The sequence below is a fragment of the Paraburkholderia sp. ZP32-5 genome, from assembly GCF_021390495.1.
Lineage (GTDB): Bacteria > Pseudomonadota > Gammaproteobacteria > Burkholderiales > Burkholderiaceae > Paraburkholderia.
The window spans coordinates 649969-675807 of record NZ_JAJEJP010000003.1 but is presented as its reverse complement, the minus strand read 5'-3'; the positions used below and the strand labels follow the sequence as shown (position 1 = coordinate 675807).

25 protein-coding genes and 1 pseudogene are annotated in these 25839 nt (G+C 59.8%); 6 read left to right on the top strand and 20 right to left on the bottom strand.

The window, feature by feature from the left end:
* Window positions 1-18 precede the first annotated feature (18 nt).
* Window positions 19-842, top strand: a pseudogene (locus L0U82_RS35525) (alpha/beta fold hydrolase).
* 245 nt (window positions 843-1087) lie between these two features.
* A complete protein-coding gene (locus tag L0U82_RS35520; protein WP_233839338.1) occupies window positions 1088-1747 on the top strand; it encodes an isochorismatase family protein in 660 nt (219 codons plus the stop codon).
* A gap of 203 nt (window positions 1748-1950) precedes the next feature.
* Here L0U82_RS35520 and L0U82_RS35515 read toward each other — a convergent pair whose 3' ends face one another.
* On the bottom strand, window positions 1951-2817 hold the full coding sequence (locus L0U82_RS35515) for a putative protein N(5)-glutamine methyltransferase (RefSeq protein WP_233838379.1): 867 nt from the start codon (window positions 2815-2817) through the stop codon (window positions 1951-1953).
* Window positions 2818-3068: 251 nt separating this feature from the next.
* Here L0U82_RS35515 and L0U82_RS35510 point away from each other — a divergent pair, with 251 nt between their 5' ends.
* The gene (locus tag L0U82_RS35510; RefSeq protein ID WP_233838377.1) at window positions 3069-4370 is read left to right on the top strand and encodes an MFS transporter; all 1302 of its coding nucleotides are present in this window, start codon (window positions 3069-3071) and stop codon (window positions 4368-4370) included.
* 84 nt (window positions 4371-4454) lie between these two features.
* Here the strand turns inward: L0U82_RS35510 and L0U82_RS35505 are convergent, their stop codons facing one another.
* From L0U82_RS35505 to L0U82_RS35485, 5 genes are all read right to left on the bottom strand, one after another.
* On the bottom strand, window positions 4455-5591 hold the full coding sequence (locus L0U82_RS35505; RefSeq protein WP_233838375.1) for a porin: 1137 nt from the start codon (window positions 5589-5591) through the stop codon (window positions 4455-4457).
* Window positions 5592-5690: 99 nt separating this feature from the next.
* Window positions 5691-6935, bottom strand: coding sequence for an MFS transporter (locus L0U82_RS35500; protein WP_233838373.1), 1245 nt, complete (start codon window positions 6933-6935; stop codon window positions 5691-5693).
* 130 nt (window positions 6936-7065) lie between these two features.
* Window positions 7066-8082: a 2Fe-2S iron-sulfur cluster-binding protein gene (locus tag L0U82_RS35495; protein ID WP_233838372.1), complete on the bottom strand. Its 1017-nt coding sequence runs from the start codon at window positions 8080-8082 to the stop codon at window positions 7066-7068.
* 53 nt (window positions 8083-8135) lie between these two features.
* Window positions 8136-8609, bottom strand: coding sequence for an aromatic-ring-hydroxylating dioxygenase subunit beta (locus tag L0U82_RS35490; protein ID WP_233838371.1), 474 nt, complete (start codon window positions 8607-8609; stop codon window positions 8136-8138).
* 3 nt (window positions 8610-8612) lie between these two features.
* The gene (locus L0U82_RS35485) at window positions 8613-9866 is read right to left on the bottom strand and encodes an aromatic ring-hydroxylating dioxygenase subunit alpha (protein WP_233838370.1); all 1254 of its coding nucleotides are present in this window, start codon (window positions 9864-9866) and stop codon (window positions 8613-8615) included.
* A 312-nt stretch (window positions 9867-10178) separates the two neighbouring features.
* On the opposite strand from L0U82_RS35485, the gene L0U82_RS35480 reads away from it, so the two are divergent.
* The gene (locus tag L0U82_RS35480; protein WP_233838368.1) at window positions 10179-10964 is read left to right on the top strand and encodes an IclR family transcriptional regulator domain-containing protein; all 786 of its coding nucleotides are present in this window, start codon (window positions 10179-10181) and stop codon (window positions 10962-10964) included.
* 132 nt (window positions 10965-11096) lie between these two features.
* Here the strand turns inward: L0U82_RS35480 and L0U82_RS35475 are convergent, their stop codons facing one another.
* The 6 genes from L0U82_RS35475 to L0U82_RS35450 all read right to left on the bottom strand — a co-directional run bounded on the left by L0U82_RS35475 (window position 11097) and on the right by L0U82_RS35450 (window position 16794).
* Window positions 11097-12239 carry a transposase gene (locus L0U82_RS35475; protein ID WP_233838366.1) on the bottom strand — a complete coding sequence of 381 codons (1143 nt, stop codon included), beginning with the start codon at window positions 12237-12239 and terminating at the stop codon, window positions 11097-11099.
* Between the two features lie 185 nt (window positions 12240-12424).
* Window positions 12425-13153 (bottom strand): amino acid ABC transporter ATP-binding protein, encoded by a 729-nt coding sequence (locus L0U82_RS35470; protein WP_233838365.1) that lies wholly within the window; start codon window positions 13151-13153, stop codon window positions 12425-12427.
* Window positions 13154-13244: 91 nt separating this feature from the next.
* On the bottom strand, window positions 13245-13895 hold the full coding sequence (locus tag L0U82_RS35465; protein WP_233838363.1) for an amino acid ABC transporter permease: 651 nt from the start codon (window positions 13893-13895) through the stop codon (window positions 13245-13247).
* On the bottom strand, window positions 13888-14589 hold the full coding sequence (locus L0U82_RS35460; protein ID WP_233838362.1) for an amino acid ABC transporter permease: 702 nt from the start codon (window positions 14587-14589) through the stop codon (window positions 13888-13890). The genes L0U82_RS35465 and L0U82_RS35460 overlap by 8 nt, the downstream gene beginning before the upstream one ends.
* 59 nt (window positions 14590-14648) lie before the next feature.
* Window positions 14649-15470 (bottom strand): transporter substrate-binding domain-containing protein, encoded by an 822-nt coding sequence (locus tag L0U82_RS35455; protein WP_233838361.1) that lies wholly within the window; start codon window positions 15468-15470, stop codon window positions 14649-14651.
* A gap of 169 nt (window positions 15471-15639) precedes the next feature.
* Window positions 15640-16794: a pyridoxal phosphate-dependent aminotransferase gene (locus L0U82_RS35450; RefSeq protein ID WP_233838360.1), complete on the bottom strand. Its 1155-nt coding sequence runs from the start codon at window positions 16792-16794 to the stop codon at window positions 15640-15642.
* Window positions 16795-17500: 706 nt separating this feature from the next.
* Between L0U82_RS35450 and L0U82_RS35445 the strand changes: the two genes are divergently transcribed.
* Both L0U82_RS35445 and L0U82_RS35440 read left to right on the top strand, forming a co-directional pair.
* Window positions 17501-17728 (top strand): hypothetical protein, encoded by a 228-nt coding sequence (locus tag L0U82_RS35445; RefSeq protein WP_233838359.1) that lies wholly within the window; start codon window positions 17501-17503, stop codon window positions 17726-17728.
* A 449-nt stretch (window positions 17729-18177) separates the two neighbouring features.
* Window positions 18178-19170, top strand: coding sequence for a GlxA family transcriptional regulator (locus tag L0U82_RS35440; protein WP_233838358.1), 993 nt, complete (start codon window positions 18178-18180; stop codon window positions 19168-19170).
* 36 nt (window positions 19171-19206) lie between these two features.
* Here the strand turns inward: L0U82_RS35440 and rfbD are convergent, their stop codons facing one another.
* The 8 genes from rfbD to kdsA form a co-directional block, all read right to left on the bottom strand.
* Window positions 19207-20109 carry a dTDP-4-dehydrorhamnose reductase gene (gene rfbD / locus L0U82_RS35435; RefSeq protein WP_233838357.1) on the bottom strand — a complete coding sequence of 301 codons (903 nt, stop codon included), beginning with the start codon at window positions 20107-20109 and terminating at the stop codon, window positions 19207-19209.
* Window positions 20109-20657, bottom strand: a complete 549-nt coding sequence (gene rfbC / locus L0U82_RS35430; RefSeq protein ID WP_233838354.1) for a dTDP-4-dehydrorhamnose 3,5-epimerase — start codon at window positions 20655-20657, stop codon at window positions 20109-20111. Before rfbC ends, rfbD begins: the two co-directional genes overlap by 1 nt.
* Window positions 20654-21541 (bottom strand): glucose-1-phosphate thymidylyltransferase RfbA, encoded by an 888-nt coding sequence (gene rfbA, locus L0U82_RS35425; protein WP_233838346.1) that lies wholly within the window; start codon window positions 21539-21541, stop codon window positions 20654-20656. Before rfbA ends, rfbC begins: the two co-directional genes overlap by 4 nt.
* A gap of 3 nt (window positions 21542-21544) precedes the next feature.
* Window positions 21545-22606, bottom strand: a complete 1062-nt coding sequence (rfbB, locus tag L0U82_RS35420; RefSeq protein ID WP_233838344.1) for a dTDP-glucose 4,6-dehydratase — start codon at window positions 22604-22606, stop codon at window positions 21545-21547.
* Between the two features lie 110 nt (window positions 22607-22716).
* Complete coding sequence (locus L0U82_RS35415; protein ID WP_233838343.1) at window positions 22717-23652, bottom strand: KpsF/GutQ family sugar-phosphate isomerase; 936 nt, start codon at window positions 23650-23652, stop codon at window positions 22717-22719.
* Window positions 23649-24440, bottom strand: a complete 792-nt coding sequence (gene kdsB, locus L0U82_RS35410; RefSeq protein WP_233838342.1) for a 3-deoxy-manno-octulosonate cytidylyltransferase — start codon at window positions 24438-24440, stop codon at window positions 23649-23651. Before kdsB ends, L0U82_RS35415 begins: the two co-directional genes overlap by 4 nt.
* Window positions 24424-24978 (bottom strand): KdsC family phosphatase, encoded by a 555-nt coding sequence (locus L0U82_RS35405; RefSeq protein ID WP_233838341.1) that lies wholly within the window; start codon window positions 24976-24978, stop codon window positions 24424-24426. The genes kdsB and L0U82_RS35405 overlap by 17 nt, the downstream gene beginning before the upstream one ends.
* The gene (gene kdsA / locus L0U82_RS35400) at window positions 24975-25835 is read right to left on the bottom strand and encodes a 3-deoxy-8-phosphooctulonate synthase (RefSeq protein ID WP_233838340.1); all 861 of its coding nucleotides are present in this window, start codon (window positions 25833-25835) and stop codon (window positions 24975-24977) included. The genes L0U82_RS35405 and kdsA overlap by 4 nt, the downstream gene beginning before the upstream one ends.
* Between the last annotated feature and the right edge of the window lie 4 nt (window positions 25836-25839).

Here is a 25839-nt window from a genome sequence, read left to right as displayed (position 1 = left end):
GACACAGGAGATGATGCGATGCCCTCTATTACGGTACAAGATGGGACCCAGATCTTTTATAAGGATTGGGGTCGCGGTCAGCCCATTGTCTTTCATCATGGCTGGCCGCTAAGCGCGGACGACTGGGACACCCAGATGCTGTTTTCCTGCAGCACGGTTATCGGGTTATCGCGCACGACCGTCGCGGACATGGACGCTCGACCCAGACATCGGTCGGCAATGACATGGATACCTACGCGCGCGACGTCGCCGAACTCGTCACGGCGCTGGACCTGCGCGACGCGATCCATATCGGCCATTCAACGGGCGGCGGCGAGGCCACCCGCTACGTTGCGCGACACGGCAAAGGCCGTGTAGCCAAGGCCGTGCTCGTCAGTGCGATCCCGCCGGTGATGTTGAAGAGCGAGCGCAATCCCGGCGGCCTGCCGATCGAAGTATTCGACGATCTGCGCCAGCAGTTTGCCGCCAGCCGCACGCAGTTCTATCTGGATGTACCCGGTGGTCCGTTCTACGGGTTCAATCGCCCCGGCGTCAAAACAATCGACGGTGTGGTTCACAACTGGTGGCGCCAGGGAATGATGGGCGGCGCGCTGGCCCAGTACGAGTGCATCAAGGTCTTTTCGGAAACGGATCTGACCGAAGATCTGGAAATGATCGACGTGCCGACGTTGGTACTTCATGGCGACGACGACCAGATCGTTCCTTATCAGGATGCCGCGCTGCTCTCTTCCAAAATCCTCAAGAATGCGACGCTAAAGATATATCCCGGTTATCCGCACGGAATGCTGACCACTCACGCCGACGTGCTCAATCCGGATATCCTCGATTTCATTAAAAGCTGATACTGCGTTTCGCACACACATTCGCAGAAGTGCCATGACTATTTGTTGAATCAAGGGGATGCAAAATGTCTAAAGATGATTCGCCGCCGGATAATGCGTCGCGGCGCGGTTTTGTAGTCGGCACGAGTATTCTTGCCACAGGGGCGGTCATGGGATTAGCCGGGTCCGCGAGAGCGGCTGGCGCAACCGCAGCGGGTTCGCAAGACTCAACAAGCGGTCGTTCGGCCGAGTCGTCGGGTCAGGGAATGGGCGACATCCGCAACACGAATACCGCCGTGGTCTTCATCGATCCACAGAACGATGTTCTCAGCGACAAAGGCGTCAACTGGGGCGCGGTCGGCGCCAGCGTCACCGAAAATCACACCGTCGAGAACATGACGAAGATATTCGTGGCGGCCAAGCAGTTGGGATACAACGTTTTCATCTCGCCACACTTCTTCTATCCGACCGACTACGGCTGGCAATACTACGATCCGCTGGAAACGGAAGAAGTCAGGAATAAGTCTTTTGCGCGCCAGGGGCCGCTCAATCTGACTGGACTGAAGGGGTCCGGTGCCGACTGGCTCGATCAGTTCAAACCGTACATCGAGGACGGCAAGACCATCGTGGTCAGCCCTCACAAGGTGTGGGGACCGGAAACCAACGATCTCGTGCTGCAACTGCGCAAGCGTGGGGTTCAGAAAGTGATCCTCGGCGGCATGCTCGCGAACATGTGCGTCGAATCACATTTGCGGGAGCTGCTGGAACAGGGATTTCAGGTTGCGGTCATCAAGGATGCAACGGCAGGCCCGCGTCATCCCGTCTGGGGTGATGGCTATAAAGCCGCACTCGTCAATTACAACTTTCTCGCCCACGCGGTGTGGACCACGGATGACGTCGTCGGGAAGATGCGCGCGCGGGGGTAACTGATCCGGCAAACGCTGCAGTGGCTGCCATTCGCGGCGAGGGGCAAAGGGGCACAGGTCATGCTTCGCGACATCTCGCGAAGCATGACCTGCTCCGCTGACGAAACGCAGCGCTATAACCTGAAACTTCAAGACCTGGAACCTGGCAGCCCCCGCAACATCAAGGCCCCTGGTTCCAGGTCAACGCACGTAAAGCACAAGCATCACGGCACACCATCACCACCAACACGAGTCCCGATCACCACGGTCGCATCCCACGTTTCCGAGCGAACCACACGCGCCGCCAAACCCGCAGCTTCGATAATCGCTTTCGTGCAGTCGGCCGCGGCTTCGGACGTCTCCATCAGCAGACTGCCGCCTCGCGCGAGCCACGCCGGCGCCTCCCGCGCGACACGGCGCTGCACCGACAGACCGTCGGGCCCTCCCGCAAAGCTACGATGCGGTTCATAAAGCCGAGCCTCGCGAGGCAGCAGCTCTATTTCCAGCGTCGGCACGTAGGGCGCGTTAGACACAATCACATGGACCCGTCCCTTCAGATCGACGGGCAACGCTTCGTACAAGTCGCCTTGCACGACTAGCCCGCCCAACGATGCGAGGTTCTTCGTCGCACATCGCACAGCGTTGGTGTCGATATCGGATGCCCACACGGTGACAGCTTCGTCCGCGGCAAAGGATGCCGCAATCACGACGGCAAGCGCGCCCGATCCACAGCACAGATCCAGCAGCACACCGCCGGGCCGGAGCAAATCGATGGCTTGTGACGCAAGAAATTCGCTGCGGCGGCGCGGAATGAATACGCCCTCATCGAGCGCAATACGATGGCCGAGGAACTCCGCCCAACCCAGCACGTACTCAAGCGGAGTACCCGATACCCGTTGCTGCACGCTGTCGTGGAGCGCCGCCATCGGCACGGAAGAAACCAGCAACCGGGCTTCTTCTTCCGCATAGACACACCCGGCGGCGCGCAGCTTGTCGACTACAAAAAGATAGAGCGCTTCAGTCGCGCAAGAAAGTTCGTTGTAAATGTCGGTAGTCAATGGACAGGTCTTCAGTGGCGTTGAGGCGCCCACACCCGCTGTCCCGCATTAACGCCCGATGCATCAGGCCGACAGGAAGGAGCGCCGAATCAGACTGGGTATTCACAGCAGCCTCCTTCTTTCACGATGACGATGCCGCGCATGCTAGCACGATGACGTGGCATGCAGATTCCAGCAGGTAGTGCCGATACCAGTATGAAAGCTTGACTGCCTGACCACACGGCGGCGCGTTACCATGCGTCGGATATTTCAACGGGTGCCCGTCCCCCCCGAAAATCCCGACCATGAACCGCAAGCTCAACGTCCCGTCCGCCGAACCCGCGCCGCCGCGGGCGCAGGCCGCATCGGCCGCCCAGCCCGCGCCGCCTGCCGACGACGATGCCACCGCGCACTGGCAGCGCAATCTCTGCGTGTGCGTGTTCGGCTCGTTCACGACCATCGTCGCGATGACGCTGCTGCTGCCGTTCCTGCCGCTCTACGTCGAACAGCTCGGCGTGAAGGAGCATGCGGCGATCGTGCAGTGGTCCGGCGCCGCGTTCGGCGCGACCTTCTTCAGCGCGGCGCTCGTCGCGCCGCTGTGGGGCAAGCTCGCGGATCTGTACGGCCGCAAGCTGATGCTGATCCGTTCGAGCCTCGGCATGGCGATCGCGATGTCGCTGATCGGCATGGCGCATTCGGTATGGCAACTGGTCGCGCTGCGGCTGCTCGCGGGGCTGCTCGGCGGCTATGCGTCGGGCTCGATGATCCTGATTGCGACGCAAACGCCGAAGGAGCGTTCAGGCTGGGCGCTGGGCATCCTGTCGTCGGGGATCATGGCGGGCAATCTGGTCGGGCCGCTGGCGGGCGGTTTCCTGCCGCCGCTGATCGGCATCCGCGCGACCTTCTGGGCCTCCGGCGCGGCAATCTTCGTCGCTTTTCTCGCGACGCTCACGCTGATCCGCGAAAAGCCGGTGCGCAAGCGCACGGACGGCGCGCGCAAACAGGGCGCGTGGGCATCGGTGGACGACAAGGCGCCGGCCATCGCAATGCTGGCCACCGGCCTGCTGCTGATGGTCGCGAACATGTCGATCGAACCGATCATCACCGTCTACGTCGCCCAGCTGACGAAACCTCAAAGCGTGACGATGATCGCCGGCTTCGTGATGTCGGGCGCGGCGCTCGGCAGCGTGATCTCGTCGTCGCGGCTCGGCAAGCTCGCCGATCTCGTCGGACACTGGAACGTGATCGTCGCGTGTCTCGCCGTGTCGGCGGTACTGCTCGTGCCGCAGGCATTCGTCACCGCGAGCTGGCAGTTGATCGCGCTGCGTTTCCTGATGGGGATGGCGCTCGGCGGCCTGTTGCCCTGTATCGCGAGCGTGATCCGTCATAACGTGCCGGTGAGCGTGGCCGGCGCGATTCTGGGCTACTCCGTGTCGTCGCAGTACGCGGGCCAGGTGGCCGGCCCGCTGCTCGGCGGCTTCGTCGGTGGACATATCGGCATGCGCGCGGTGTTTCTCGGCACCAGCATGCTGATGGCGCTCGGCGCGCTGGCGAACTGGCGGGTGAAAACCGGCATTGCGCGAAGAGGGGCGGAGCCGCGTCACTGAGCGCCACCCATCCTCATTCGATCGCCTGCCGGCGTCGGCAAGCAACAAGCAACAACACAACGCCCCCCTCGCGCTTCGCTCGCGTCAGAACCGATGTCGCAGCGACAGCCTGACCGCAACCTGGTCTGGCCTCGTCGACGGCGAAATCGACGAAATCGCCGCGACAGCCGGCTTGCCCGTCGAATCGATGCCGCTGGCGTGCTGCCATACCGTGACGAAGTTCACGTCGGTGCGCTTGCTGATCACGTAGTCCGCGCCGGCATTCACCTGATCGTAGTGTGCCGAATCCGCATCCGTGTAGTCGTAAGAAGCCGCCAGCATCAGCGAAGGTGACAGGTCGTAGCGGACATTCGCCTCATAGCTGTTGAACGCGATGCTTCCGCCGCGAAACGGCGTGGTCGCCGTCGGCAGCACGTCGATGAAGTGCGTGTTGGTATAAACGAGGCCGAGGTGCGCATTACCGAGTGCATACGTCGCGCCGGTGGCGAGGATGTGAACGACGCTCGCGGATGCATAGCCGCTATAAACCGGGTTGGTCACCGGCGACGTATAGCCTGCAGAGCCCGGCGAAATAGTGCCGTCGTAGCCCGACACCGACGGATTGTTCAGATTCATGAACGCGACGGCCAGCGCGAACGGGCCGTGGTTGTAGTCGCCGCCGATGCTATAGACGCGGTTCGAGCCGAAATTCCCCGGTGTCCCGCCGAGGCCAAGCACGCCTTCCAGCTTGAGCCCATGGATAGACGGACTCGCATACTTGATCGAGTTGTTGACCCGCGCGGTCGAGTTCATGTTGTCGAAGTCGCCGGGATGCGTGCCGAACCAGCTCCATTGCGCCACCGCGGATTTCGTTCCGACGAATTCATACACGGGTTCGTACTGACGCCCCATCGTCACGGTGCCGTAGTAGCTGTCGATGCCGACGAATGCCTGACGCCCGAACAGCCGGCCGCCTTGCAGCAGCTTGCCCGAGCTGGTGTCGAATCCGTTCTCCAGCGTGAAGATAGCCTTGAGGCCGCCGCCGAGATCTTCCGAGCCGCGAAATCCGAGCCGGCTCGTGTTGTTCTGTCCCGTCACCGTTTGAACGACCGAGCCGCCGTGCTGATTGTTGGTATAGATCAAACCTTCATCGACGAAGCCATACAGCGTGACCGAACTCTGTGCGTGTGCGTAGCCTGCTGCCGCGCAACACATGAACATGCCTACGTTCTTCAGTTTCATGAAATCTCCTCCAGCGACTGATATTGATTTTTCAGAAAGTCCGGACGACAACGGGCAGCGGCGCATGCGCCGCCCATCAACGTGCCGTTACGAGTTTTTTCAGAGACGCGCCGATTGATCGACGGAGAATCCGTCCTTCACCCACAGCAGTGCGAACGCCGAAACCACGGGCCCGGCTGCGAGCAGATAGAACGGAGCGTGAAACGCATGGGTCCACTGGAAGATCAGCCCGGCGGCGGCCGGCGACCATGCGCCCGCGAATTGCCAGAGCCCGTTGGCGATGCCGGTCGACAGACCCGCGCCTGTCTTGCCGCCCGCTTCCGCGATCGTCGCGGTCATCAACGGCGACCATGCGAGCGACACGAAACCGACTGCCGCAGCGCCGATCATCAGTTCATGCTCGGTCTGCAGAAAGCCGAACGTGATCATCAACGCCGCGAAAATAACCATGATGATCAGCATGATCGATCTTCGAATCCCGCCCAGAAAGTCCGAAATGAAACCGACCACGGGTTTGGAAATCAGCGACGTCACGCCGAACCACACGACGATGGACCCCGCGACAGCGGGAGAAAGACCATAGCGTTTGACGATCAACGCATTGACCAGAAACGTGAAGCCCCACATGCCCCAGTAGCCGCCGAAGCCGGCGACGAGCAGCAGCACGTACTGCGGGTGGCGAATCAGCGAACCCGCGCGCACCGTCGAAATGACCCGCGACAGTTCGCGATTCGGGCCATCGCGTACGGCCCACAAACAGACGACGCCGAACAGCACGGCCGCGACGCCGATGATCTGATAGACCGCCTGCCAGCCAAAGTTATGCATCAGCGCCGGCACGAACGCATTGGTAATCACCACGCTCGCCGGCAGCGCCGTCAGCAGAAAGCCGATGGCCTTGCCGCGCTCCTTGACGTCGAACCACGCGGTGATCAGCTTGACGGCAGCCGCCACATCGCCGCCCGCCGCGAGCCCCATGACCGCCTGCAACACCATCCCCACGGCGATGCCCGGTGTCATGCTGAAGCCGAAGGTCGCGCATCCGAGCGCGATCATCGTTCCCGACAGCATCAATCGACTGCCGATGCGATCGGTCAGAAAACCGCCGAGCCAGTTGGCGATCACATAGCCGCAAAAGAACGCGGTCACGAAGACGCCCAGCGACAGCACCGGTAATCCAAGCGATGACGACGCAACGACCGCGACCGAACCCCACGCGAGCCGCGCAATCATCGTAAAGTCCAACGCGATCCAGCCAAGCAGAACGGCCATCCATTTATAGGTTCCCGACACCCGCACGGAACTCGATACGTCTGCGCGTACGGAATCCGATCGACTACTCATTTTTTGTCTCCTCCAAATCGGCATGCAGTTGCGGCACACGTCACGCGTCGCGACGTCCCCCGCTTTGCAAGCCCTCGATAAACGCCGCCGGCGATTACATTTGAACGACCACGCGAATCAATTCGCCGGATCAGTTCGCCGGTCCGGCAACAAATGCGTCGCAGAAAAACTCGTCCGACGGCAATGCGCGCAAAGACGTGAAGTCTTCGCGAGCGGCGCTGGTCATTGCCGGCGCGCCGCATGCGTACACCTGCATGTTCTCCAGCGATGGATGGTCGTCCATCACGGCCTGATGCACGAAGCCCGTTCTGCCGGTCCAACCGTCCTCGTCTTGCGGCGCCGACAACACCGGTATGAAGCGAAAGCCCGCACTTCTTTCGAGCCATTTCTTCGGTACATCCAGCGCATACAGATCCACCGCTCGACGTGCGCCCCAGTACAGGGACATAGGCCGTTGCACGTTGCGCGACAACGCGTATTCGACAATCGAATGGATCGGTGCAAAGCCGGTGCCGCTGGCGACGAAGATGATCGGCTTGTCGCTGTCCTCTCTCAGATAGAAATCGCCATAAGGCAACTCGACGTTGAGCACATCACCCGGCTGCAGTGTCGGCAGCACATTCCCGCTAAAACTGCCGCCTTCCACGTTGCGGATATGCAATAGCGCGCCGTCGGATGCGGACGGCGGATTCGCCATCGAGAAACTGCGGCGCTCGTTCTCGCCGAATACGACCTGCAAATACTGGCCCGCGCGAAACTTGACCTTTACGCCCGCCGGAAACCGCAACTGCAATTGCGTGACGTCGGGCGCGGGCCTGCTGATGCGGAATACTTTCGCCTTCACCACGCGACGCGCCGACGGATCGGCTTTGCTGATCGATGCCGGCGCAATGACCAGATCGCCCTGCGGCTTCGCGCGGCAATACAGAACCATGCCGCGCGCCCGATCGGCTTCGCTCAAACCTTCGTGAGCACCCGCGCAATCCACCTGCCCGTCGACGACACCGCCGCGGCAACTTCCGCAAATACCCTTCTTGCACGAATAAGGCATCTCGAAGCCGGCTCGCTGCGCCGCGTCGAGCAAGGTCTCCCCTTCGGCACAGTCGAATTGATGCGCTGTGCCGGCCACCTGAATCCGATAACTCATGACTTGCTTATCCTGTACTCAAACCTTTTCGCCAACCGGAGCGACAGGACGATTCAAAGAGGAATGACGAGCAGCGTATCGATGGTCGAACTGTCGCAGACGACCACGCGCTCCAGAAACTTCAGCTCGGAGCCGACGAAGATCACGCGATCCATATAGCAGCCCGTCACGAACAGATCGGTGCGTCCGTCGCGCATGATCCGATACGTCGCGAACGGCGTTTCCGTGCGCACTTCCTCCTGGTCGCGGCCGAGCATCGCCGACATACCGAGCAGATGGCGATAGCGATGCCCTTCGAAAATATTCGCCTCGCGCAATGCCGAGATGCGGTCCTTCAGCATGCCGCGCGAGTCGGCGAAGAAAATGCCTGCCGGCAAGCCCGCGCGATAGTTGTCGTGCGACGTGATGTTGTAAAGGCAGTTCTCGGTAAAGTAAGCCGGCCAGGACTCCAGATCGTCCGAATCGATAGTCCGGACATACGCCGCGTTGAGCGTGTTGATCTGCCACATCAGTTCGAGGTCGTTCATGCGTCAAATTCCCATGTGTTGACGATAGGCCTTCCAGAAGCCGCGCACCGCGGCTTCCGTGGCGCGCGTATCGGTCGTGGCCGTCTCGCCGCCACCCATTTCCAGTACGCCGTATTCATTCGTCGCGCTGACGACGCCGCGCTGCACGAATCCGCCCACCGCGCCGTCTTCGAGCGACACGAGACCCGCCGGGCCGATCAGATTCGACTGGCGGATGCGCATCCTCGTCATTTCGGGTGTGTCGTCTTCGAATCCCAGATAGGTCCAGTTCAACTGGGTGGCTTCAAGACCCTTCGGCAAGATCTGGCGCACGACGATGCTGTTGTTGACCTGGCCGAGCACGAAGCCCGGAAAGACCGAAAGGATCTGCAGCGTGATGCCGTCACCGAACTCGTCCACGCCTTCGAGAAAGCTCGGATCTTCGAGCCGGTAGGTTTCGCTGTCGGCGCGCAGCCCCTGGTCGCGATATTCGTCTCCGCCCGCGATCGACTTGTCGATCATCGAAAAGCTCACGTGATTGCCGCCATCGGGCGACACGATCAGACCGCCCTTCTGCGTCAGACGGTTGATCTCGAACGTCGTCAGAAACAAATGCAGCAGACTCGCGTGGTACGAGTCCTTCACGTTCTCGAAATAGAGCTTCCAGTTGTTCGGCAGCGCCTGGTTGTAGCGGCCGAGAATCCGCAGCGGCTTGCGCAGCACGCGCCGGATGCGCGCGAGCACCTCGTCGCCGATGTATTCCTCGATCGACGGAACATCGTCGGACAGGCTGCCGAATACGATGCCGCACAGCGTCGACACGCGCAGCTTGCGCGGACCGTGATCCTCCATGCAGAACGACTCCGGCATCCCACCTTTGCCATTGACGCCGTTCTGAAACGACACGCCCTTCAGGTTGCCTTCCAGGTCGTAAGCCCAGCCGTGATACACGCAGGAAAAGCTAGTGGTATTGCCTGAGTTCTCGAGACAGATCAGTGCGCCGCGATGCGTGCAGCGATTCTCGAACGCGTAGATTTCGCCGTCCTGGCCGCGCGCCACGACCACCGGCATGTCACCGGCGAACGTCGAAACGTAGTCACCCGGCTTGCGCAGGTCGGCTTCGAGGCAAAGGAAATTCCATACCGGACCTTCGTAAATTCGACGTTGCTCCTGAGCATATACGCCGGCATCGCCATAGACCCAGAAGGGCACGCGCGTCAGCTGATCCGTCGGCCATTCCGAGCGTACCGACGGGAACGGCAAGCTTTGCTCTTTCATTTCTCATCCTCGCTTGTTACGCATTTGAACCTTGCGCCGACAGGTCGAGCCGTTCGATCCGTGGCGCGATTTTTCGCAACTATGCGCCGCCGCCTTGATCAACGTCAATCAATTTCTATACTTTTGTGCGCTTTACGTTTTGTTTGTGCGCATTGAGTATCGATGTGCGTATTGATGATCAAAACAGAGTGCGTTATGATTCGTCCCACAGCGGAATTCGAGGGAGTGGCGAAGCGTTGCGGCAACGCATGCAGCACCGCCACTTCGTACTGTCAGCCGGTCTAGGCGTGGGAAATTCAGGCGCGGGAAAACATGAATACAGGCGAAGAACAAGAGGACGTACGTGACACCGACCGGGATTTCATCGGCGCTTTCGAAAAGGGGCTCGCGGTCATCGAGGCGTTCAACGCTTCCGACGTCGCATTGACGCCCGCCGATGTCGCGGTCAAGACCGGGCTCACGCGGGCGGGCGCGCGCCGCTATTTGCTGACGCTCGCCAAGCTCGGCTACGCGGATTTCGACGGAAAATTCTTCCGCCTCACGCCGCGCATTTTGCGGCTCGGTTATGCGTACCTTTCCGGCGCGTCGCTGACCAAGCTCGCGCAGCCGATTCTCGAAATGATCGGCGAGCGCATGAACGAGGTCGCGTCCCTGACGCTGCTCGACGGTAACGACGTGATGTTCGTCGGGCGCTCGTCGGCTACGCGCATCGCCTCTGTTTCCATCGGCATCGGCACGCGCCTGCCGGCGTACTGCACCGCATCGGGCCGGGTTTTACTGATGCATCGCACCGACGCGCAGATTCGCCAGTACCTCGAAGGCGCCGAGATCCAGCAGTACACCGAGAAGACGATCACCGACCGCGAACAGATCCTGGCGCAGTTCCAGCAATCGCGCAGCGACCGCTACTCGGTGATCGACGAGGAGTATGAGATTGGTTTGCGCTCGATCGCCGTGCCGGTGCTGAACGCGCGCAACCAGCTGGTCTGCGCGTTGACCGTCAGCGTGCATTCGAGCCGGATGACACCCGCCCAGATGGTCGACGAAATTCTGCCGGTTCTGGAAAGCGGTGCGCGCACGTTGGCGTCGATCGTTTAAGCGAGGGGCGCGGGGCGAACAGCAGACGGGCGCGACGTCTGATCGAGCTTGGCGCGATGTGCGACCAGGCGAGGGCCGCGTACGCTGCTTTTCGAAGTCAATTCCAGGCGGTGAATCGCAGATCGATCACGATCACGTTTCATGCGGGCGTTCGACGATCGCGAAATCGAGTTCCCGCCCATCGGGTAGTTGCTCGCGCAACACACCGGCAATCTGCTGCCAGACGCCGTTTGCTTCCCACTCGCGCAGCCGTCGCCAACAACTCGCACCGGAGCGAAACCCGGCGACGACCGACAGGTCACGCCAGCGCAACCGGTGACGCATCACATAGACGATGCCGCTCAATGCCTCGCGATCCGAGATCGGCTTGCGGCCACGCGACGGTTCCACGCGGGCCGGTCTGGCGTTCAGCAACGACGCGATGGCCGACCACGCCGCGTCGCTGATCTGCGCGTCAGCGGTATGCACGGCGGACCCGTACGCTATCTGTGCTTGTCGCGGGATCTGTGGGGATTTTCCGGCCGCTTTTATATCCGTTTCCACATCCCGTTTCTCTGCCCCCTTCCCGATGCGAGCGTCATGCTGTTGCTGCGCAGACTGTGTGACACGCGTCCCACGCGTGCGCCTGCGCGGCTTTGGCGATGACGCTCGAAATCCGGCCGCGACAAACGCAACCAGCTCATCGAGCGCCGACTGCAGATCGCTCGCATCGCACGATCCCGCCGACAGACTTTCTATCCGGCCGGGGTTGCTCAACGTGTAGTACTGCGCGCCGAGCAGGAAATGAAAGCGCCACAGCAACGCTGGATGCGACAGGTGCGGCAGTGCTCGTCGCAATGCCGCGATGAAATAACCGCTCGTTTCGTTGAAGTGGCGGCTGACCAGTTGCTGCGACAGTTCGGCATTCTCGTGCGCGATAACGGAACGCAGGCGGGTAAAGCGCCGCACACCCTCATCACCATCCGGCAATGAAAAAGCCGGGCTTAAAAACGCATGCAGAATCAACTCGAGATGCTCGCCGCTATCCGCGCTTTCGCTCTGCATGCAGCTATCGAGAAGCCGCAGACGAGCGGAATTGAGCGCACCGGCGCGCCGCACGAAGATCTCTTCGAGCAACGCTTCTTTCGAACCGAAATGATAGTGAATGGCGGCCGCGTTCACGCCGCACTCACGCATGACCGCGCGTAACGACACGCCCCGGTAGCCGTACTCGGCAAACATTTTTTCCGCCACGGCAACTATCCGGTCGACAGTCGCGGCTTCAGGTTTGCGCATGGGAAGAACCATCCTGGCTAAGGACCGTTGACAATCATCGAACAAAGGGCTGCTGCCCAATAAGAAAATCCGGTTATATCCAGTCTGTGACGAAACAACAGGATGCCGGGACTATTGCGCGCGTGATGTTATTGGCAGTGACCGACTGTCGGCAAGTTTCAATGGAGTGTTCCGCCGATCCGGCTTCAGTGAGCCAGAATCCTGGCCAGGAACTCTCTCGCGCGCGGGCTCGCGGGCGCGGCAAAAAATGCCTCCTTCGGCGCATCTTCGACCACGCGCCCGTGATCCATGAAGATCACCCGATCGGCGACACGGCGCGCGAATCCCATTTCGTGCGTGACGACCATCATCGTCATGCCGTCGCGAGCGAGCGCGGTAATCACGTCCAGTACTTCGCTGACCATCTCGGGATCGAGCGCGGATGTCGGCTCGTCGAGCAGCATCGCGTCCGGATCGAGCGCAAGCGTACGTGCAATTGCTACCCGTTGCTGCTGACCGCCGGACAAATCCACCGGCATTCTGTGCGCGCGCTCGGCCAGCCCGACCCGCGTCAACAGCGCCATCGCACGATTGCGTGCTTCTTCGCGCGAGCGGCGCAGTACATGGATTTGCGCCAGCATCACGTTATCGAGTACCGACAGGTGCGGATAAAGCTCGAAGCTCTGGAACACCATGCCGACTTTGGCGCGCAGTTTGGGCAAGTTCGTATTCCGCGCACCGACTTCCGTGCCGGCCACTTTGATACTGCCCGACTGATACGGCTCCAACCCGTTCACACACTTTATCAACGTGCTTTTGCCGGAACCGGACGGCCCGCAAATCACGACCACTTCACCGCGTTTAACCGACAGCGAGCAATCCTGCAGGATGGGTATGTCGCCATACGATTTCGATACGTTGCGAATCTCGATCATAGTGGGCGCGGCGGAGGTTTCCGCTGGAGCAGAAGGATTCACCAAGGGTTCTTCGTGGTTCAACGCGTCATTGCACATCATATTCAATCGCTCAGGTCCGTACCGCGAAACGCGCACTCAGCCAGCGACCGAACAACGAGACCGCCTGGCAGACAACCAGATAGACAACGGCGACGAAGCCGAGAATCAGCGCGGGCTCGAACACGCGCGCATTGACGAGCAGCGCATTGCCGGTCAATTCCTGCACATTGATGATCGACGCCACCGACGTGAACTTGATCAGCCGCACGTATTGGCTAATGATCGGCGGAATCACCGAACGTACGCCGATAGGCAACACGATCAGGCGCAGCACCTGCAAATACGTGAGACCACTGGCGAGCCCCGCCTGAATGAGTTTGGGGTTGACCGATCTCAAGCCGGAACGAATGTCCTCGGACAGATAAGCGCCGATAAAGATCGAGAACGACAGCACACTCGCCCAGTACGCGGAAGTCTTGTAGGCGAGCAGCGCGGGCAGCGCGAAATAGCAGAACAGCAACACGACCAGCAGCGGCGCGCCTTGCATCAATTCGACATATAGCGCGCAAACCCGCGCGACGACCGGCACGTGCAAATAGCGCAGCAGCGCCACGACTACGCCGATCGCCGTGCCGCATACGATCGAAATAGCCGAGATTTGCAGTGTCGCCAGCAGTCCCGCGGCAAAGAAATGACTATTCGTGACGAGCACGCTATGCATCGCGCAGCCCCTTCGAAGGTTTTGCCGTCGACGCAGACGCCGATGAGCGTATCGACGCACCGACCAGCATGCCGAGCAAGCGATTGACGATGCTGACCAGCACCAGATAAAGCACGAGCGTCATCGTATAGACCTCGAAGGTGCGAAACGTCAGACCATCGAGCGCGCCAGCCTGGTACGTGATGTCGGCGACCGCAATCACGGAAGCCAACGACGAGTCCTTGATCAGTTGCGAAAAAACGCTCGCCAGCGACGGCAGAATGCGGCGCAACACCTGCGGATAAACGATCAGACGTAGCGTCTGGAACTCCGTGAGGCCGCAGGCCAATCCCGCTTTCGCCTGACCGGCCGGCAAACCGAGAATGCCGGCTCGCACGACTTCGGCAACATAGGCGGACGAATAGATCGAAAGCGCAAGCGTCGCGCACGCAAAGGCCGGTAACTTCAGCATCGCGAGCGCCATGTACCAGATGTACATGTGGATCAGCAGCGGTATGCTGCGTATCAGCTCGACCCAGCCGATGGCCAGCGCACGCAAACCGCGAGCGCCAGTGGCACCGCAAGTACCGATCACTACACCAATCAGCGTCGCCAGTATCAGCGAGATCGACGCCAGTTCGACCGTGGTGACGAAACCGCTGACGATCAGGTCACGGTGCTCCCACAGCGCGCTCCAATCGAACGAATAATTCACGGGTGGCCCATTTCTTCGAACGATGCGAAATAACCGCCGGCTGTGCGCACGATCACGGGTTAATTATCCGAACCCACGGCAACGGTCGGCGCGAATCCAAACCACTTCTGGTAGATCTTCTGATATTCGCCGCTCTTCCACGCATCGTTCAATGCGCCGTTGATCTGCGTCAGCAGCGCGGTATTACCCTTGCGCACACCGATCGCAAACGGCTCGGAGCTGAACGGCTGCCCGACGATCTTGAAGTTCGGATTGTTCTTCATGAAGGCGCGCAAGATGTATTCGCTGCCGGTCAGCGCATCCGCGCGGCCTTGTGCAAGTGCCAGCCACGCGCTGTTGTAATCCTTGAAGCTCATCGCCTGCGCGCCCGGTGCGACTTTGGCGATCGTCTGTTCGAGCGTGGTGGCCTGCTGCACGGTCACGCGCTTGCCCTGCAAATCCTGCGGTCCCTTGATCGTACTGTCCTTCGGGACCAGCAGCGATTGATGACCGACATAGTAGGTGATACTGAAATCGATCACCTTCGCGCGCTCGGGCGTGCGCGTCATCGACGCGGCGACGAGGTCGACATTGCCGCTTACCAGTACCGGAATGCGCGTGGGCGACGTCACTTTGACGAATTCGACCGGCACACCCAGACGCTTTGCAACGAGCCGCACGATGTCGAGATCGAAACCGGTCGGCTGATTGTTGTCGTCGAGAAAGCCGAATGGCGGCGTGTCGTATTTGACGCCCGCCAGTAGTTTTCCGCGCTGCTTGACCAGCGCGACGCCATCCGTCACCTGCGCATGAGCCGTCGACAACGGCGCCGCGCTCACCAGCATCGCCAGACTCAACATCAGGATTCGCGCGGCCCTCGGCCATACATGGCTCAAATTCATCGTGTTCCTCGACGAGAAATCAATCAGGTCAGTAGGCTGGCTGACCAAACCAGGTAGATGAATCAGTGTAAGCGAGCCGGATTGGCCTCTTGTATTTCCCTTATCGGCGCGTTATTGGCCGCGCCCTGCTTCGATGAACTGCTTGAATGAACTGCGTCAGTCGGACCGGTTATAAGCCGCAGCCGAATCTCGCGATTCGTTCGAGCGCTTCATCGATGTCCGCGTCGCTCGACGACACCGATAAGCGAAGATGTCCCGCACCCGCCGCGCCAAATGCGGAACCCGGCAGCGACGACACGTCGAGCTTGTCGAGCCACGCACTGGCAAGCGCGCTGTCATCGATGGCTACGCGCGGAAACAGGTAAAAGCTGGCGCGCGGCGCGCTGCATTCGATACCGTCGATACGATCGAGACTCGCGGCCACACGCAACTGCCGCGCGCGAAAGCGCTCGCGATAGACAGGCACCAGTTCATCATAGAGTCCGAGTGCCTCGAGTCCGGCCGCCTGGATAAAACCCGGCACGCAATAGATCGAGTGCTGGATAAAGCGCTGAATCGTTTTTGCCATGCCCGTTGGCGTGGCCAGATAACCGAGTCGCCAGCCGGTCATGCCGAATGTCTTCGAGAAACTGTCGACCACGAACGTACGCGCGCGGCCCATTTCGGTAGCCTGCGGATAGGCGAAATCGCCCTCATGCAGCAAATCCGAATACACCTGATCGAATACCACCGCGAGGTTGTGCCGCTCGGCCAGTTCCAGCACGGTGTCGATCTCGTCCTGCGGCAGTACGCGGCCGCTAGGATTAACCGGTGAATTGACAATGATCGCCTTGGTGCGCGGCGTGATGGCGCGTTCGATCACCGCGCGGTCGATCCGGTCGAGCATCGGTACGATCACCGGGGTACCGCCGCACAGTTTGACGCAGGGTCCGTAGCTGACCCAGCCCGGCTCTGGAACGATGACCTCGTCGCCCGGCGAAACAGTGCCCATCAGCGCCGCCAGCAGCGCGAACTTGCCGCCCGGCGTAATCAGAATGTCGCTCTCTTTATAAAGCGCGCCCGAGCTGCGCCGTTCTCGCTCGACGATGGCCTCGCGCAGCGCGGGCATTCCAGCCGCGGGACCATAGTGCGTGTCGCCGGCCCGCATCGCGCGTTCAGCGGCATCGATAATCCGCTCGTCGGTTTCTATATTAGGATCGCCGCTCGACAGGCTCAGTATTCTGCGTCCCGCGGCGCGCGCGGCACGCAGGCGCTCCGTCATTTCGACGGTGGCCGACGGCTTCAATTCGGTGACACGTGCTGCGAGCGAGAGGGAAAGAGCCATCGTTAGTCCTGAATCCACAGTCAAATCTGGCGATTGGAAAAAACGGCAAGCTACGGCATCAGCACGGTTTAATTAGAAACCGGAACAATCAACTGATTGCATCACGTGGGATACTAGCAAGCCAATTTCGTAAACTCAATGGCTGTTGTGCGGATATTGAACTGAAGGACGATTGATATGGATTTGTCAGGTTGACGGGCGATGGGTATGTCGTTATCGCGTGCTGATGATGTCGTGCGCCGCGCAGGCGAGCCGAAATGGAGCGCCATCTTTGTTTGCCCGTGGGCAAGCTGAGGATGGACTTCTTTCTGACAGTGCAACGATCGCTGGGATAACGAAATGGCTTTTCCACAGCGCGGCCGAGTGCTTTGATCCCTTCACCCATGATTTGCAGTTCGCTTATTACCCGAGCGCTGCCGCTCGATTCATACCGCGAGACAGCCTGCAAAACAGGCCGCAAAACAGGCGCAATTCATCTCGTGTCATGTTCGGTCAACAGCTTGACCGAATCCGCCGCCCTCCTTCGGCATTCCGCTTAAGCGACTACACTCCGCTTGGCCTTTCGAGGGGCGCGTCTCTCCGACACCCCGAACCCCCCTCGATTTTTAACCTGCCGCTCCTTCGGAGCGGCAGGATCTTTTTTTTCCTTCATCGCAAACGGGTTCCAGTCACGCGGCTAAACGGAATACGCATCAGCGGAGCGCACATGAACGAAGAAGTGACCTATGTGTTCGAGTACACCACTGGCTTCGGCACGTACCGCACCACCGGCAAGAGCGCCGCTCAATACCTTCCGCTGGTCGGCGACAACGTGACCATGAAGATCGACGATCTGGGATTCGACGGCGTTCTGAGAGTGAAATCGCGTCTATTCGAATACGACAAAACCGGACTTGTGACGATCAGGCTGGGGCTGTCTCACACCATCGCTTAAGCTCACCGTTCATCTCTACGGACGAATATCGCTCGCTTCTTCGCGACATTCGCAACATGCTGGAATCCGCCTGCCGCGCGCGGCATTTCCCATTCAATCCGATGACAACCGTTTTGTCATTAAAGACAAATATCCTGATTTTTTACGCTGAAATTTTCAACTCAAAGATATGCCAATTTTTATTTAATTAACAACCAATTATTAATTCCAAAAAAAATATGGAAATAACGATTCAAATAAAAATCCACCATATCGATATTTAATCGAAAATCATCTATCACTTAATAGCGCCCCGCTTGGCACGACAGCACCAATTTGGTGATTTTAGCCAACACCTTGGCAAATTCGGCCAGTAATTAATGCATTGCAGCAACCTTATGTAGCATTCGTTCAAACAATAATAGCGGCCTAGAGATAGCCGGCAAGCCACTCATTACCGGGGAAGTACGATGGAGATTCTTTGCAACGTGAAGCATAAGAATGTACCTCAAACATCCGCTTTGCCAGAAACCCCTTATATAAAGCATATCGGCATAGCCTTGTTTAATGGATTTGCTCTGCCGGATGTTGCTTCCGTCATTGAAATATTCCAGTCGGCAAATGCACTGGATGACACGCGCGCGTCGCGTCGAACACGCTATGAAGTATCGCTGCTATCTGCTTCCGGCGGACGTGTCGCCAGTTCATCCTCGGTATTCATATGGACCGAAAGCGTCGAGTCGCGTGCGCGCGACGATCACTTTCACGCGCTATTCATTGCCGGCGGCGCCGGCGCAACGCACGCATTCCGCGACGCCCGCCTGACCGTATGGCTTCGCTACGTGTTTCCAAAAAGCGGCATTGTCCATCCGATCGCGGAGGGACGCCTTCTGCTCGAAGCATCGGGTTATTCAAACGTCAACGGCACTCGCGCTGACGACAGCCGCGCGGCCAGTACATTTCCGACGCGCCCCTTCGTCGATTGGCCCAATCCGCTGCGTACCGCATTGCGTATCGTCGGCGACGATCTCGGGCAGGAAGTCGCTCAACAGGTGGCCGACTGGGTCGCGCCCCAGGGCGATACGCAATTCAGCGCGACGTTGCGCACCAAAACCGCTTCGCACGTCAGCGACAAGATTCAGGCCTCCGCGCAGTGGCTGGAGGCGAACTGCGCGCGCGCCATTTCGATCGACGACGCCGCGCAGGTCGCGGTAATGAGCGAGCGGAATTTTCTGCGGCGCTTCAAGAGCGAGATGGGCGTAACGCCATCCGAGTACCTGCTCCATTCGCGACTCGACATGAGTTGCCGTCTTCTCGCGAAGACAAGCCTGCCCGTCGATAAGATTGCCCGTCGTTGTGGCATTGGCAGTGGTGGTCGGCTCGCCAAGCTGTTCCGCAAACATCTGCTTACCACGCCGACCGAATACAGGATCAGCAAACAGGGTTCACGTACGAACTCTTAACGCATGCCGCAGTGGTCGAGCAATCCCGAAGAATGATCAGGCGCGACGCTCGAACCGCTCATCCAGCGTTTGAGCAAGCGCGTCCCACCAGTGCGGACGCATCAGTCCAAAGCGCTCGCCAAAGCGATCGTTATTGAGCGCGGAATTGCGCGGCCGGGCCGCTCGCGTCGGAAACGCTTCGCTGGGCACGGCCTCGATGTGTTTGACGCGAACGCGGCCCGACGGCGCCAGATTGCGCGCATAGTCGATGATCGCGGACGCGTAGCCGTGCCAGCTCGTTACGCCGTGCGCGGTCAAATGAAACAGTCCGCTTTTGAAACGTCCTTCGCGACGCTCGCACATCGCTTGCGAAATGGCATGAGCGGTCGAATTGGCCAACATCGTGGCCGGCGTCGGTGCACCAATCTGATCGTCGACGATCTTTAGCAGTTCGCGCTCTTGCGCAAGCCGCAGCATCGTCAGCATGAAGTTGGCGCCGCGTGTCGCATACACCCAGGAAGTGCGGAAAATCAGGTGATCGCATTCGGACGCGATGACCGCGAGTTCGCCGTCGCGCTTGGTTGCGCCGTACACATTCAACGGCGACGTGTCGCAATCTTCCGAATACGGTTCCGCCGACTTTCCGTCGAATACGTAGTCGGTAGAGAAATGAATCAGCAATGCACCGGTTCGTTTCGCCGCGCGAGCCATCACGTCGACCGACTCGGTATTGACGAGCCGCGCGGTGACACGATCGTCTTCCGCTTTATCCACCGCCGTGTAGGCCGCGGCGTTGACGATCACGTCCGGCTGGTAATACCTGAGCAAGCCGTCGAGCAACACGGGCCTGCTGAGATCCGCAATCTCGCGGTCCCAGCGGATCACTTCTCCCAGTGGTGAAAGCGAACGTACCAGCTCCCAGCCGAGCTGTCCGCGCACACCGGTGATTGCGATTCTCATCAGAAAACCTCGGCCTCGTTAAAGCGGCTACCCACGGCATCTTTCGATGAGACCAGCGGTTCGCCACTGAATTCCCACTCGACGGCCACGTCTGGATCGTTCCACAGCAGCGTGCGCTCGTGTTCGGGGTGCCAGAGAGCCGTGGTTTTATAAAGGAACTCGGCGACATCCGACAAAACCACGAAGCCATGCGCAAAACCCGGCGGAATCCATAACTGCCGGCGGTTCGCCGCGGACAACCGCACACCTACCCAGCGCCCGAAAGTAGGAGACCAGCGCCGCAAATCGACTGCAACATCGAACACCTCGCCCACGACTACCCGCACCAGTTTTCCCTGCGGATGCTGGATCTGATAGTGCAGACCGCGCAGCACATTGCGCATCGACACCGAGTGGTTGTCCTGCACGAACGTATAGCCGCGCGCCACCTTCGCTTCGAATTCGGTCTGGTTGAATGTTTCCAGGAACGCGCCACGCGCATCGCCGAACACGCGCGGCTCGATGATTTTTACATCGGCAATCGCGGTATGTTGAACTTGAATGGTCATGAATCGATCGTCGAAATAAGCGAAGACAGATACCGGCCATAGCCGGTCTTTTGCAGCGGCGCGGCGAGGCGAGCCAGTTGTCCCCCATCGATCCAGCCGCGCCGGAATGCGATTTCCTCGGGGCTGGCAACGAGCAGGCCCTGCCTCTGCTGCAGCGTTGCAATAAAAGTCGCCGCGTTGATCAGCGATTCGTGCGTGCCCGTATCGAACCAAGCGAAGCCTCTGCCCAACGTCTCCAGATGAAGTGCTTCGCGTTCGAGGTAATGCTGGTTCACATCGGTGATTTCCAGTTCGCCGCGTGCGGACGGTCGGATATCGGCGGCAATATCGCAGACGTCGCCGTCATAGAAATAGAGACCTGTTACCGCAAAGTTCGAACGCGGCTTCGCAGGCTTCTCTTCGATCGACAATACCCTTCCCCACGTATCGGTCTCCACGACGCCATAACGCTGTGGGTCGTGTACGTGATAACCGAAGATCGTCGCGCCCTTCGCTCTCGAATGCGCATTGCCCAGATGCGCGCCCAGGTCGGCGCCGTAGAAAATGTTATCGCCCAGAATCAGCGCCGATGGCTTTCCACCGACGAATTCCCGGCCGATGACGAATGCCTGCGCAAGCCCGTCAGGCGACTGCTGCACAGCATACGAAATCTGCATGCCCCATTGCGCGCCGTCGCCGAGCATCGCCGCGAACCGCGGCGTGTCGTCCGGCGTCGAGATCAGCAGTACCTCGCGGATGCCCGACATCATCAACGTGGACAGCGGATAGTAAATCATCGGCTTGTCGTAAATCGGCAGCATCTGCTTGGAGATCACGCGCGTAATCGGGTACAGCCGCGTACCGGATCCGCCCGCGAGAATAATGCCCTTTCGGCTTGCGTCCATCGTTCATGCTCTCTTCAGTGCGCTTTGCGGATTCCAGCGGCGATATGCGCCGGAACGAATGTCTTCCAGCCATGCGCCGTTTTCGATGTACCACCGAACCGTTTTCTCCAAACCACTCGGGAAGGTTTCGCGAGGTACCCAGCCGAATTCACGGCGCAATTTCATTGCGTTGATCGCATAACGCCGGTCATGCCCTTTACGGTCGGTGACGAACCTGATCTGCTCGCGGTAGCTGCCGTTCTCGCGCGGCTTTATCGCATCGAGAAGATCGCAGATGAAATGCACGACTTCGACATTGGTCTTTTCGTTGTTGCCGCCAACGTTATAGGTCTGCCCCGGTACGCCGCGCGCCAATACAGTGCGGATTGCGTCGCAATGATCGCCCACATACAACCAGTCGCGCACGTTGCGGCCATCGCCGTACACAGGTAGTTCGTCACCCGTCAGTGCGCGCTGAATCATCAACGGAATCAGCTTTTCCGGGAACTGGTAGGGCCCGTAGTTATTCGAGCAATTCGTCGTTAGCGTGGGTAGACCATAGGTGTGGTGATACGCACGCACGATATGGTCCGAACTGGCTTTAGATGCTGCGTAGGGACTATTCGGCGCGTACGGCGTGGTCTCCGTAAATGCGGGATCGACGACTGACAGGGAGCCGTACACCTCGTCGGTGGACACATGCAGAAAGCGAAACTCCCGATGCTCGGCGCCACTCAAGCGCTCCCAATAGAGCCGAGCAACATCGACCAGCTCGCTGGTGCCGGTCACGTTGGCATCGATAAATTCGCGCGGCTCGTCGATCGAACGATCGACATGGCTTTCCGCCGCGAAATGCACGACGGCACGCGGCCGATATCGCTCGAAGATAGCGCTCATCGCCGCGCGATTGCCGATATCTTCGCACACGAACACATGACGAGGATCGTCGCGCAGTGCCTGCAACGTGCCGTAGTTGCCGGCATAGGTCAGCTTGTCGACGTTGAGTACCGGCTCATCGTGACCGGCAAGCCAGTCGATGACAAAATTTGCGCCGATAAAGCCAGCACCACCCGTTACCAGGATCATTGAAGTTCTCTTGGTTAATGATTCTTACGCGCTGCATCGTAAAAGGACGACTATTTGCCCGTCAGCCATATCGTTGGCGCATTCAGACATTCGCCAACTGCTTGCGGAAACTACTTTTTGAAAACGCCGACGATGCGACCGCTCTCTGCTACCAGCAACGACGTAATGCGCCGTTCATCGAGTAAGGCCAACGCATCGCCGACGCGCGTCGCGGGCGAAACCATCGTGGGATCTTTCGACATGAAGTCGCGCGCGCTCTTATCGAACGCATGCGGGCCGTGAGCCTCGATCAGGCGGCGCACGTCGCCGTCCGTAATCAGACCCGTGCAGGTTTCATCACAAACGATCGCAATCCCAAGACTGCCGCGCGTCATCTCGCTGACGATTTCCATGACCTTCGCGCCGGGAGTGACGAACGGCAGTTCGCTGCTCGCCATTTCGTCGCCCACGGTGCTCAGCAAACGCCGTCCAAGCGATCCGCCAGGATGAAAGCGCGCGAATCCCTCCGGCTTGAAATCGCGCGCTTCCATCAACGTGACGGCGAGCGCATCACCCATTGCCAGCGTCGCCGTGGTCGACGCGGTGGGTGCAAGCTGAAGCGGACACGCCTCTTTCTCGACACCGATATCCAGATGACAATGCGCGGCGCGCGCCAGCGTCGAGCCACGATTGCCGGTCATTGCGATGACGAAGTTCAGGTTGCCGCGCAGAAACGGCAGCAGTTGCACGACCTCGTGTGTTTCACCCGAATTCGAAATGGCCAGAAACACATCGTCGCTGGTGACCATGCCTAGATCACCGTGATAGGCCTCACCCGGATGCATAAAGAAAGCAGGCGTGCCGGTACTCGCGAGCGTCGCCGCAATTTTTCTGCCGACGATGCCCGACTTGCCCATTCCACACACAATCACGCGCCCGCGTGTGTCGAGAATGCGCGCGACGGCTTGCCCGTAATCATCGTCGAGACGTGCGGCGAGCGCGGCGACCGCATTCGACTCCAACGCGAAAACCCGCTTCGCCGATGACATGTAATCGACAGACGTCATGATCTTCCCAAGGTATTCACGAAGAGTATTTCCCTGACCCGCGCCACGTCCTCCTGCGTATCGACACCGGGCGGCGGCGACTCCGGCCACCTGAATACCCGGATCGGCATGCCCAGCCAGATCGCGCGCAGTTGTTCGAGCCGTTCGATCTCCTCCAACTCGCACGCGGGTGCGGCAGTCAGCCGGAATAACGCCGAGCATCGATATGCGTAGATACCGACATGCCTCAAGTACGCGAACAACGGCCAAGCATCTCGCGGCACATCCCGGTAAAACGGAATCGCCGAACGCGAAAACACGATCGCGTGCCCCGTGGCAGCCACCGTCAATTTGACGACGCTCGGATCGGTCAAATGAGCCGCGTCAGTCAGCGGCACTGCAACGGTCGCCATATCGAGCGGCTGCGTGTCCATGCAAAACTGCACGAACGACGCGAGCAACGCCTGCGGCACCAGCGGCTCGTCACCCTGCACATTGACGATCAGATCCGTGGGACTCCAACCAAGCTCGCGCGCGACTTGCGCGCACCGCTCGGTTCCCGACTGATGGCCGGGATCGGTCAGCCGAACGGGGATTCCATCGGCTTCGAGACGTTCGACGATCCGCTCGTCGTCGGTCGCAACGACGATGTTCACCGTCGCGCTCAATGCCGCCCGCACAACCTGATAGACGCGCACGATCATCGGCACGCCGGCCAGATCGATCAGCGGCTTGCCGGGCAAGCGGCTCGACCCGAAGCGCGCCGGAATCACGACGTGAATCGAGCCTCGCTTACTGAACGATTGCACTGCGCACCTCCCCGCTCGAAAACGCCCTGTAGATCTCGTCGAGTGTCATTCCATCGGCGAGCAGCACGTTTTCCGCCACTTCCCGGGCCACGCCGTGACCACCGCGTGCGCGCGTGACGTGATCGGCATAACGCAACGCAAGCACGTGCGCGTCGCCGGGCGCGAATGCGCGCCCCACGCGCAACATCACCGGCAGATCGATGACATCGTCGCCAACGTAGGCAATCTGCTCGTCGATCAGTCCTCGCTGCTGTTTGATCGCTTCATACGCGGACAGCTTGTCGCTGCTGCCTGTCACCACCACGTCGAAGCCGAGTTCCTTGGCGCGCCGCGTCAGCGACGCACTCGATCTGCCAGACAGGATGCCGCTCGCTATGCCGTATTCGTGCAGCAGGCCGATTGCCACACCATCGCGCACATTGAATGACTTGATGAACTCGCCGTCGCTAGTGAAATGCAGTGAGCCATCGGTGAGTACACCGTCGACGTCGAATAGCACGAGGCGGACATTTCCCCGATACGTTCTTCGCGGGCTCATTGAATATCCAATGTGGGGAAGCTTTTGATCAGATCGTCGAGATCCTTCATTTGCCGCAGAAATGGCTCGAGCATCGCGAGCGGAAGCGCGCTCGGGCCATCGCAGCGCGCGCGATCCGGGTCTTCATGCGCTTCGAGAAACAGACCGCCGAGCCCGATCGCGAGACCGGCGCGCGCAAGCTCGACAACCTGGTGGCGCCGGCCAGCCGACGCTGCACCGCCTGGATCACGGTATTGCAGACTATGCGTGACATCGAAGATCACCGGTGCGCCATCCGACGCGTCGATCATCTGCCGGAAGCCGAGCATGTCGACCACCAGGTTGTCGTAGCCAAACGAACTGCCGCGTTCGCACAGAATGACGTTGTCGTTACCCGCTTCACGGCATTTGCCGACGATGTGCGCGACCTGCGTGGGACTCGTGAATTGCGGCTTCTTGATGTTGATGACGCGCCCCGTCTTCGCAATCGCGACCACGAGGTCTGTCTGCCGCGCCAGAAATGCCGGTACCTGCAGCACGTCGACGACTTCCGCAACACGAGCGGCCTGCTCGGGCTCGTGCACGTCGGTAATGACCGGCACGCCGAACTCCCGTTTGACCGCTTCGAAAATCCTCAAACCTTCTTCGATACCGACTCCACGATAGGAGTGGATCGACGAACGATTCGCCTTATCGAACGACGCCTTGAACACGAATGGAATGTTCAGCTTCGTCGTCGTATTCACATAGTGGCGGCAAGCATGCAATGTCGAGTCGAGATCTTCGAGAACATTGATGCCGCCGAACAGTACAAACGGCAAGCGGTTCGACACCGTCACCGAGCCGGCAATTTCGACTACCCGATCCTGCTTGTTCATCATT

Coding starts and splice junctions, on each gene's coding strand:
- L0U82_RS35480 (WP_233838368.1), top strand. CDS start 10,179: ATGAATACAGGCGAAGAACAAGAGGACGTACGTGACACCGACCGGGAT.
- rfbB (WP_233838344.1), bottom strand. CDS start 22,606: ATGATCCTGGTAACGGGTGGTGCTGGCTTTATCGGCGCAAATTTTGTC.
- rfbA (WP_233838346.1), bottom strand. CDS start 21,541: ATGGACGCAAGCCGAAAGGGCATTATTCTCGCGGGCGGATCCGGTACG.
- L0U82_RS35465 (WP_233838363.1), bottom strand. CDS start 13,895: ATGCATAGCGTGCTCGTCACGAATAGTCATTTCTTTGCCGCGGGACTG.
- L0U82_RS35500 (WP_233838373.1), bottom strand. CDS start 6,935: ATGAGTAGTCGATCGGATTCCGTACGCGCAGACGTATCGAGTTCCGTG.
- rfbD (WP_233838357.1), bottom strand. CDS start 20,109: ATGAGAATCGCAATCACCGGTGTGCGCGGACAGCTCGGCTGGGAGCTG.
- L0U82_RS35510 (WP_233838377.1), top strand. CDS start 3,069: ATGAACCGCAAGCTCAACGTCCCGTCCGCCGAACCCGCGCCGCCGCGG.
- L0U82_RS35520 (WP_233839338.1), top strand. CDS start 1,088: ATGGGCGACATCCGCAACACGAATACCGCCGTGGTCTTCATCGATCCA.
- rfbC (WP_233838354.1), bottom strand. CDS start 20,657: ATGACCATTCAAGTTCAACATACCGCGATTGCCGATGTAAAAATCATC.
- L0U82_RS35455 (WP_233838361.1), bottom strand. CDS start 15,470: ATGAATTTGAGCCATGTATGGCCGAGGGCCGCGCGAATCCTGATGTTG.
- L0U82_RS35415 (WP_233838343.1), bottom strand. CDS start 23,652: ATGACGTCTGTCGATTACATGTCATCGGCGAAGCGGGTTTTCGCGTTG.
- L0U82_RS35405 (WP_233838341.1), bottom strand. CDS start 24,978: ATGAGCCCGCGAAGAACGTATCGGGGAAATGTCCGCCTCGTGCTATTC.
- L0U82_RS35450 (WP_233838360.1), bottom strand. CDS start 16,794: ATGGCTCTTTCCCTCTCGCTCGCAGCACGTGTCACCGAATTGAAGCCG.
- L0U82_RS35475 (WP_233838366.1), bottom strand. CDS start 12,239: ATGCGCAAACCTGAAGCCGCGACTGTCGACCGGATAGTTGCCGTGGCG.
- kdsA (WP_233838340.1), bottom strand. CDS start 25,835: ATGAACAAGCAGGATCGGGTAGTCGAAATTGCCGGCTCGGTGACGGTG.
- L0U82_RS35505 (WP_233838375.1), bottom strand. CDS start 5,591: ATGAAACTGAAGAACGTAGGCATGTTCATGTGTTGCGCGGCAGCAGGC.
- L0U82_RS35495 (WP_233838372.1), bottom strand. CDS start 8,082: ATGAGTTATCGGATTCAGGTGGCCGGCACAGCGCATCAATTCGACTGT.
- L0U82_RS35490 (WP_233838371.1), bottom strand. CDS start 8,609: ATGAACGACCTCGAACTGATGTGGCAGATCAACACGCTCAACGCGGCG.
- L0U82_RS35445 (WP_233838359.1), top strand. CDS start 17,501: ATGAACGAAGAAGTGACCTATGTGTTCGAGTACACCACTGGCTTCGGC.
- L0U82_RS35470 (WP_233838365.1), bottom strand. CDS start 13,153: ATGATCGAGATTCGCAACGTATCGAAATCGTATGGCGACATACCCATC.
- L0U82_RS35440 (WP_233838358.1), top strand. CDS start 18,178: ATGGAGATTCTTTGCAACGTGAAGCATAAGAATGTACCTCAAACATCC.
- L0U82_RS35485 (WP_233838370.1), bottom strand. CDS start 9,866: ATGAAAGAGCAAAGCTTGCCGTTCCCGTCGGTACGCTCGGAATGGCCG.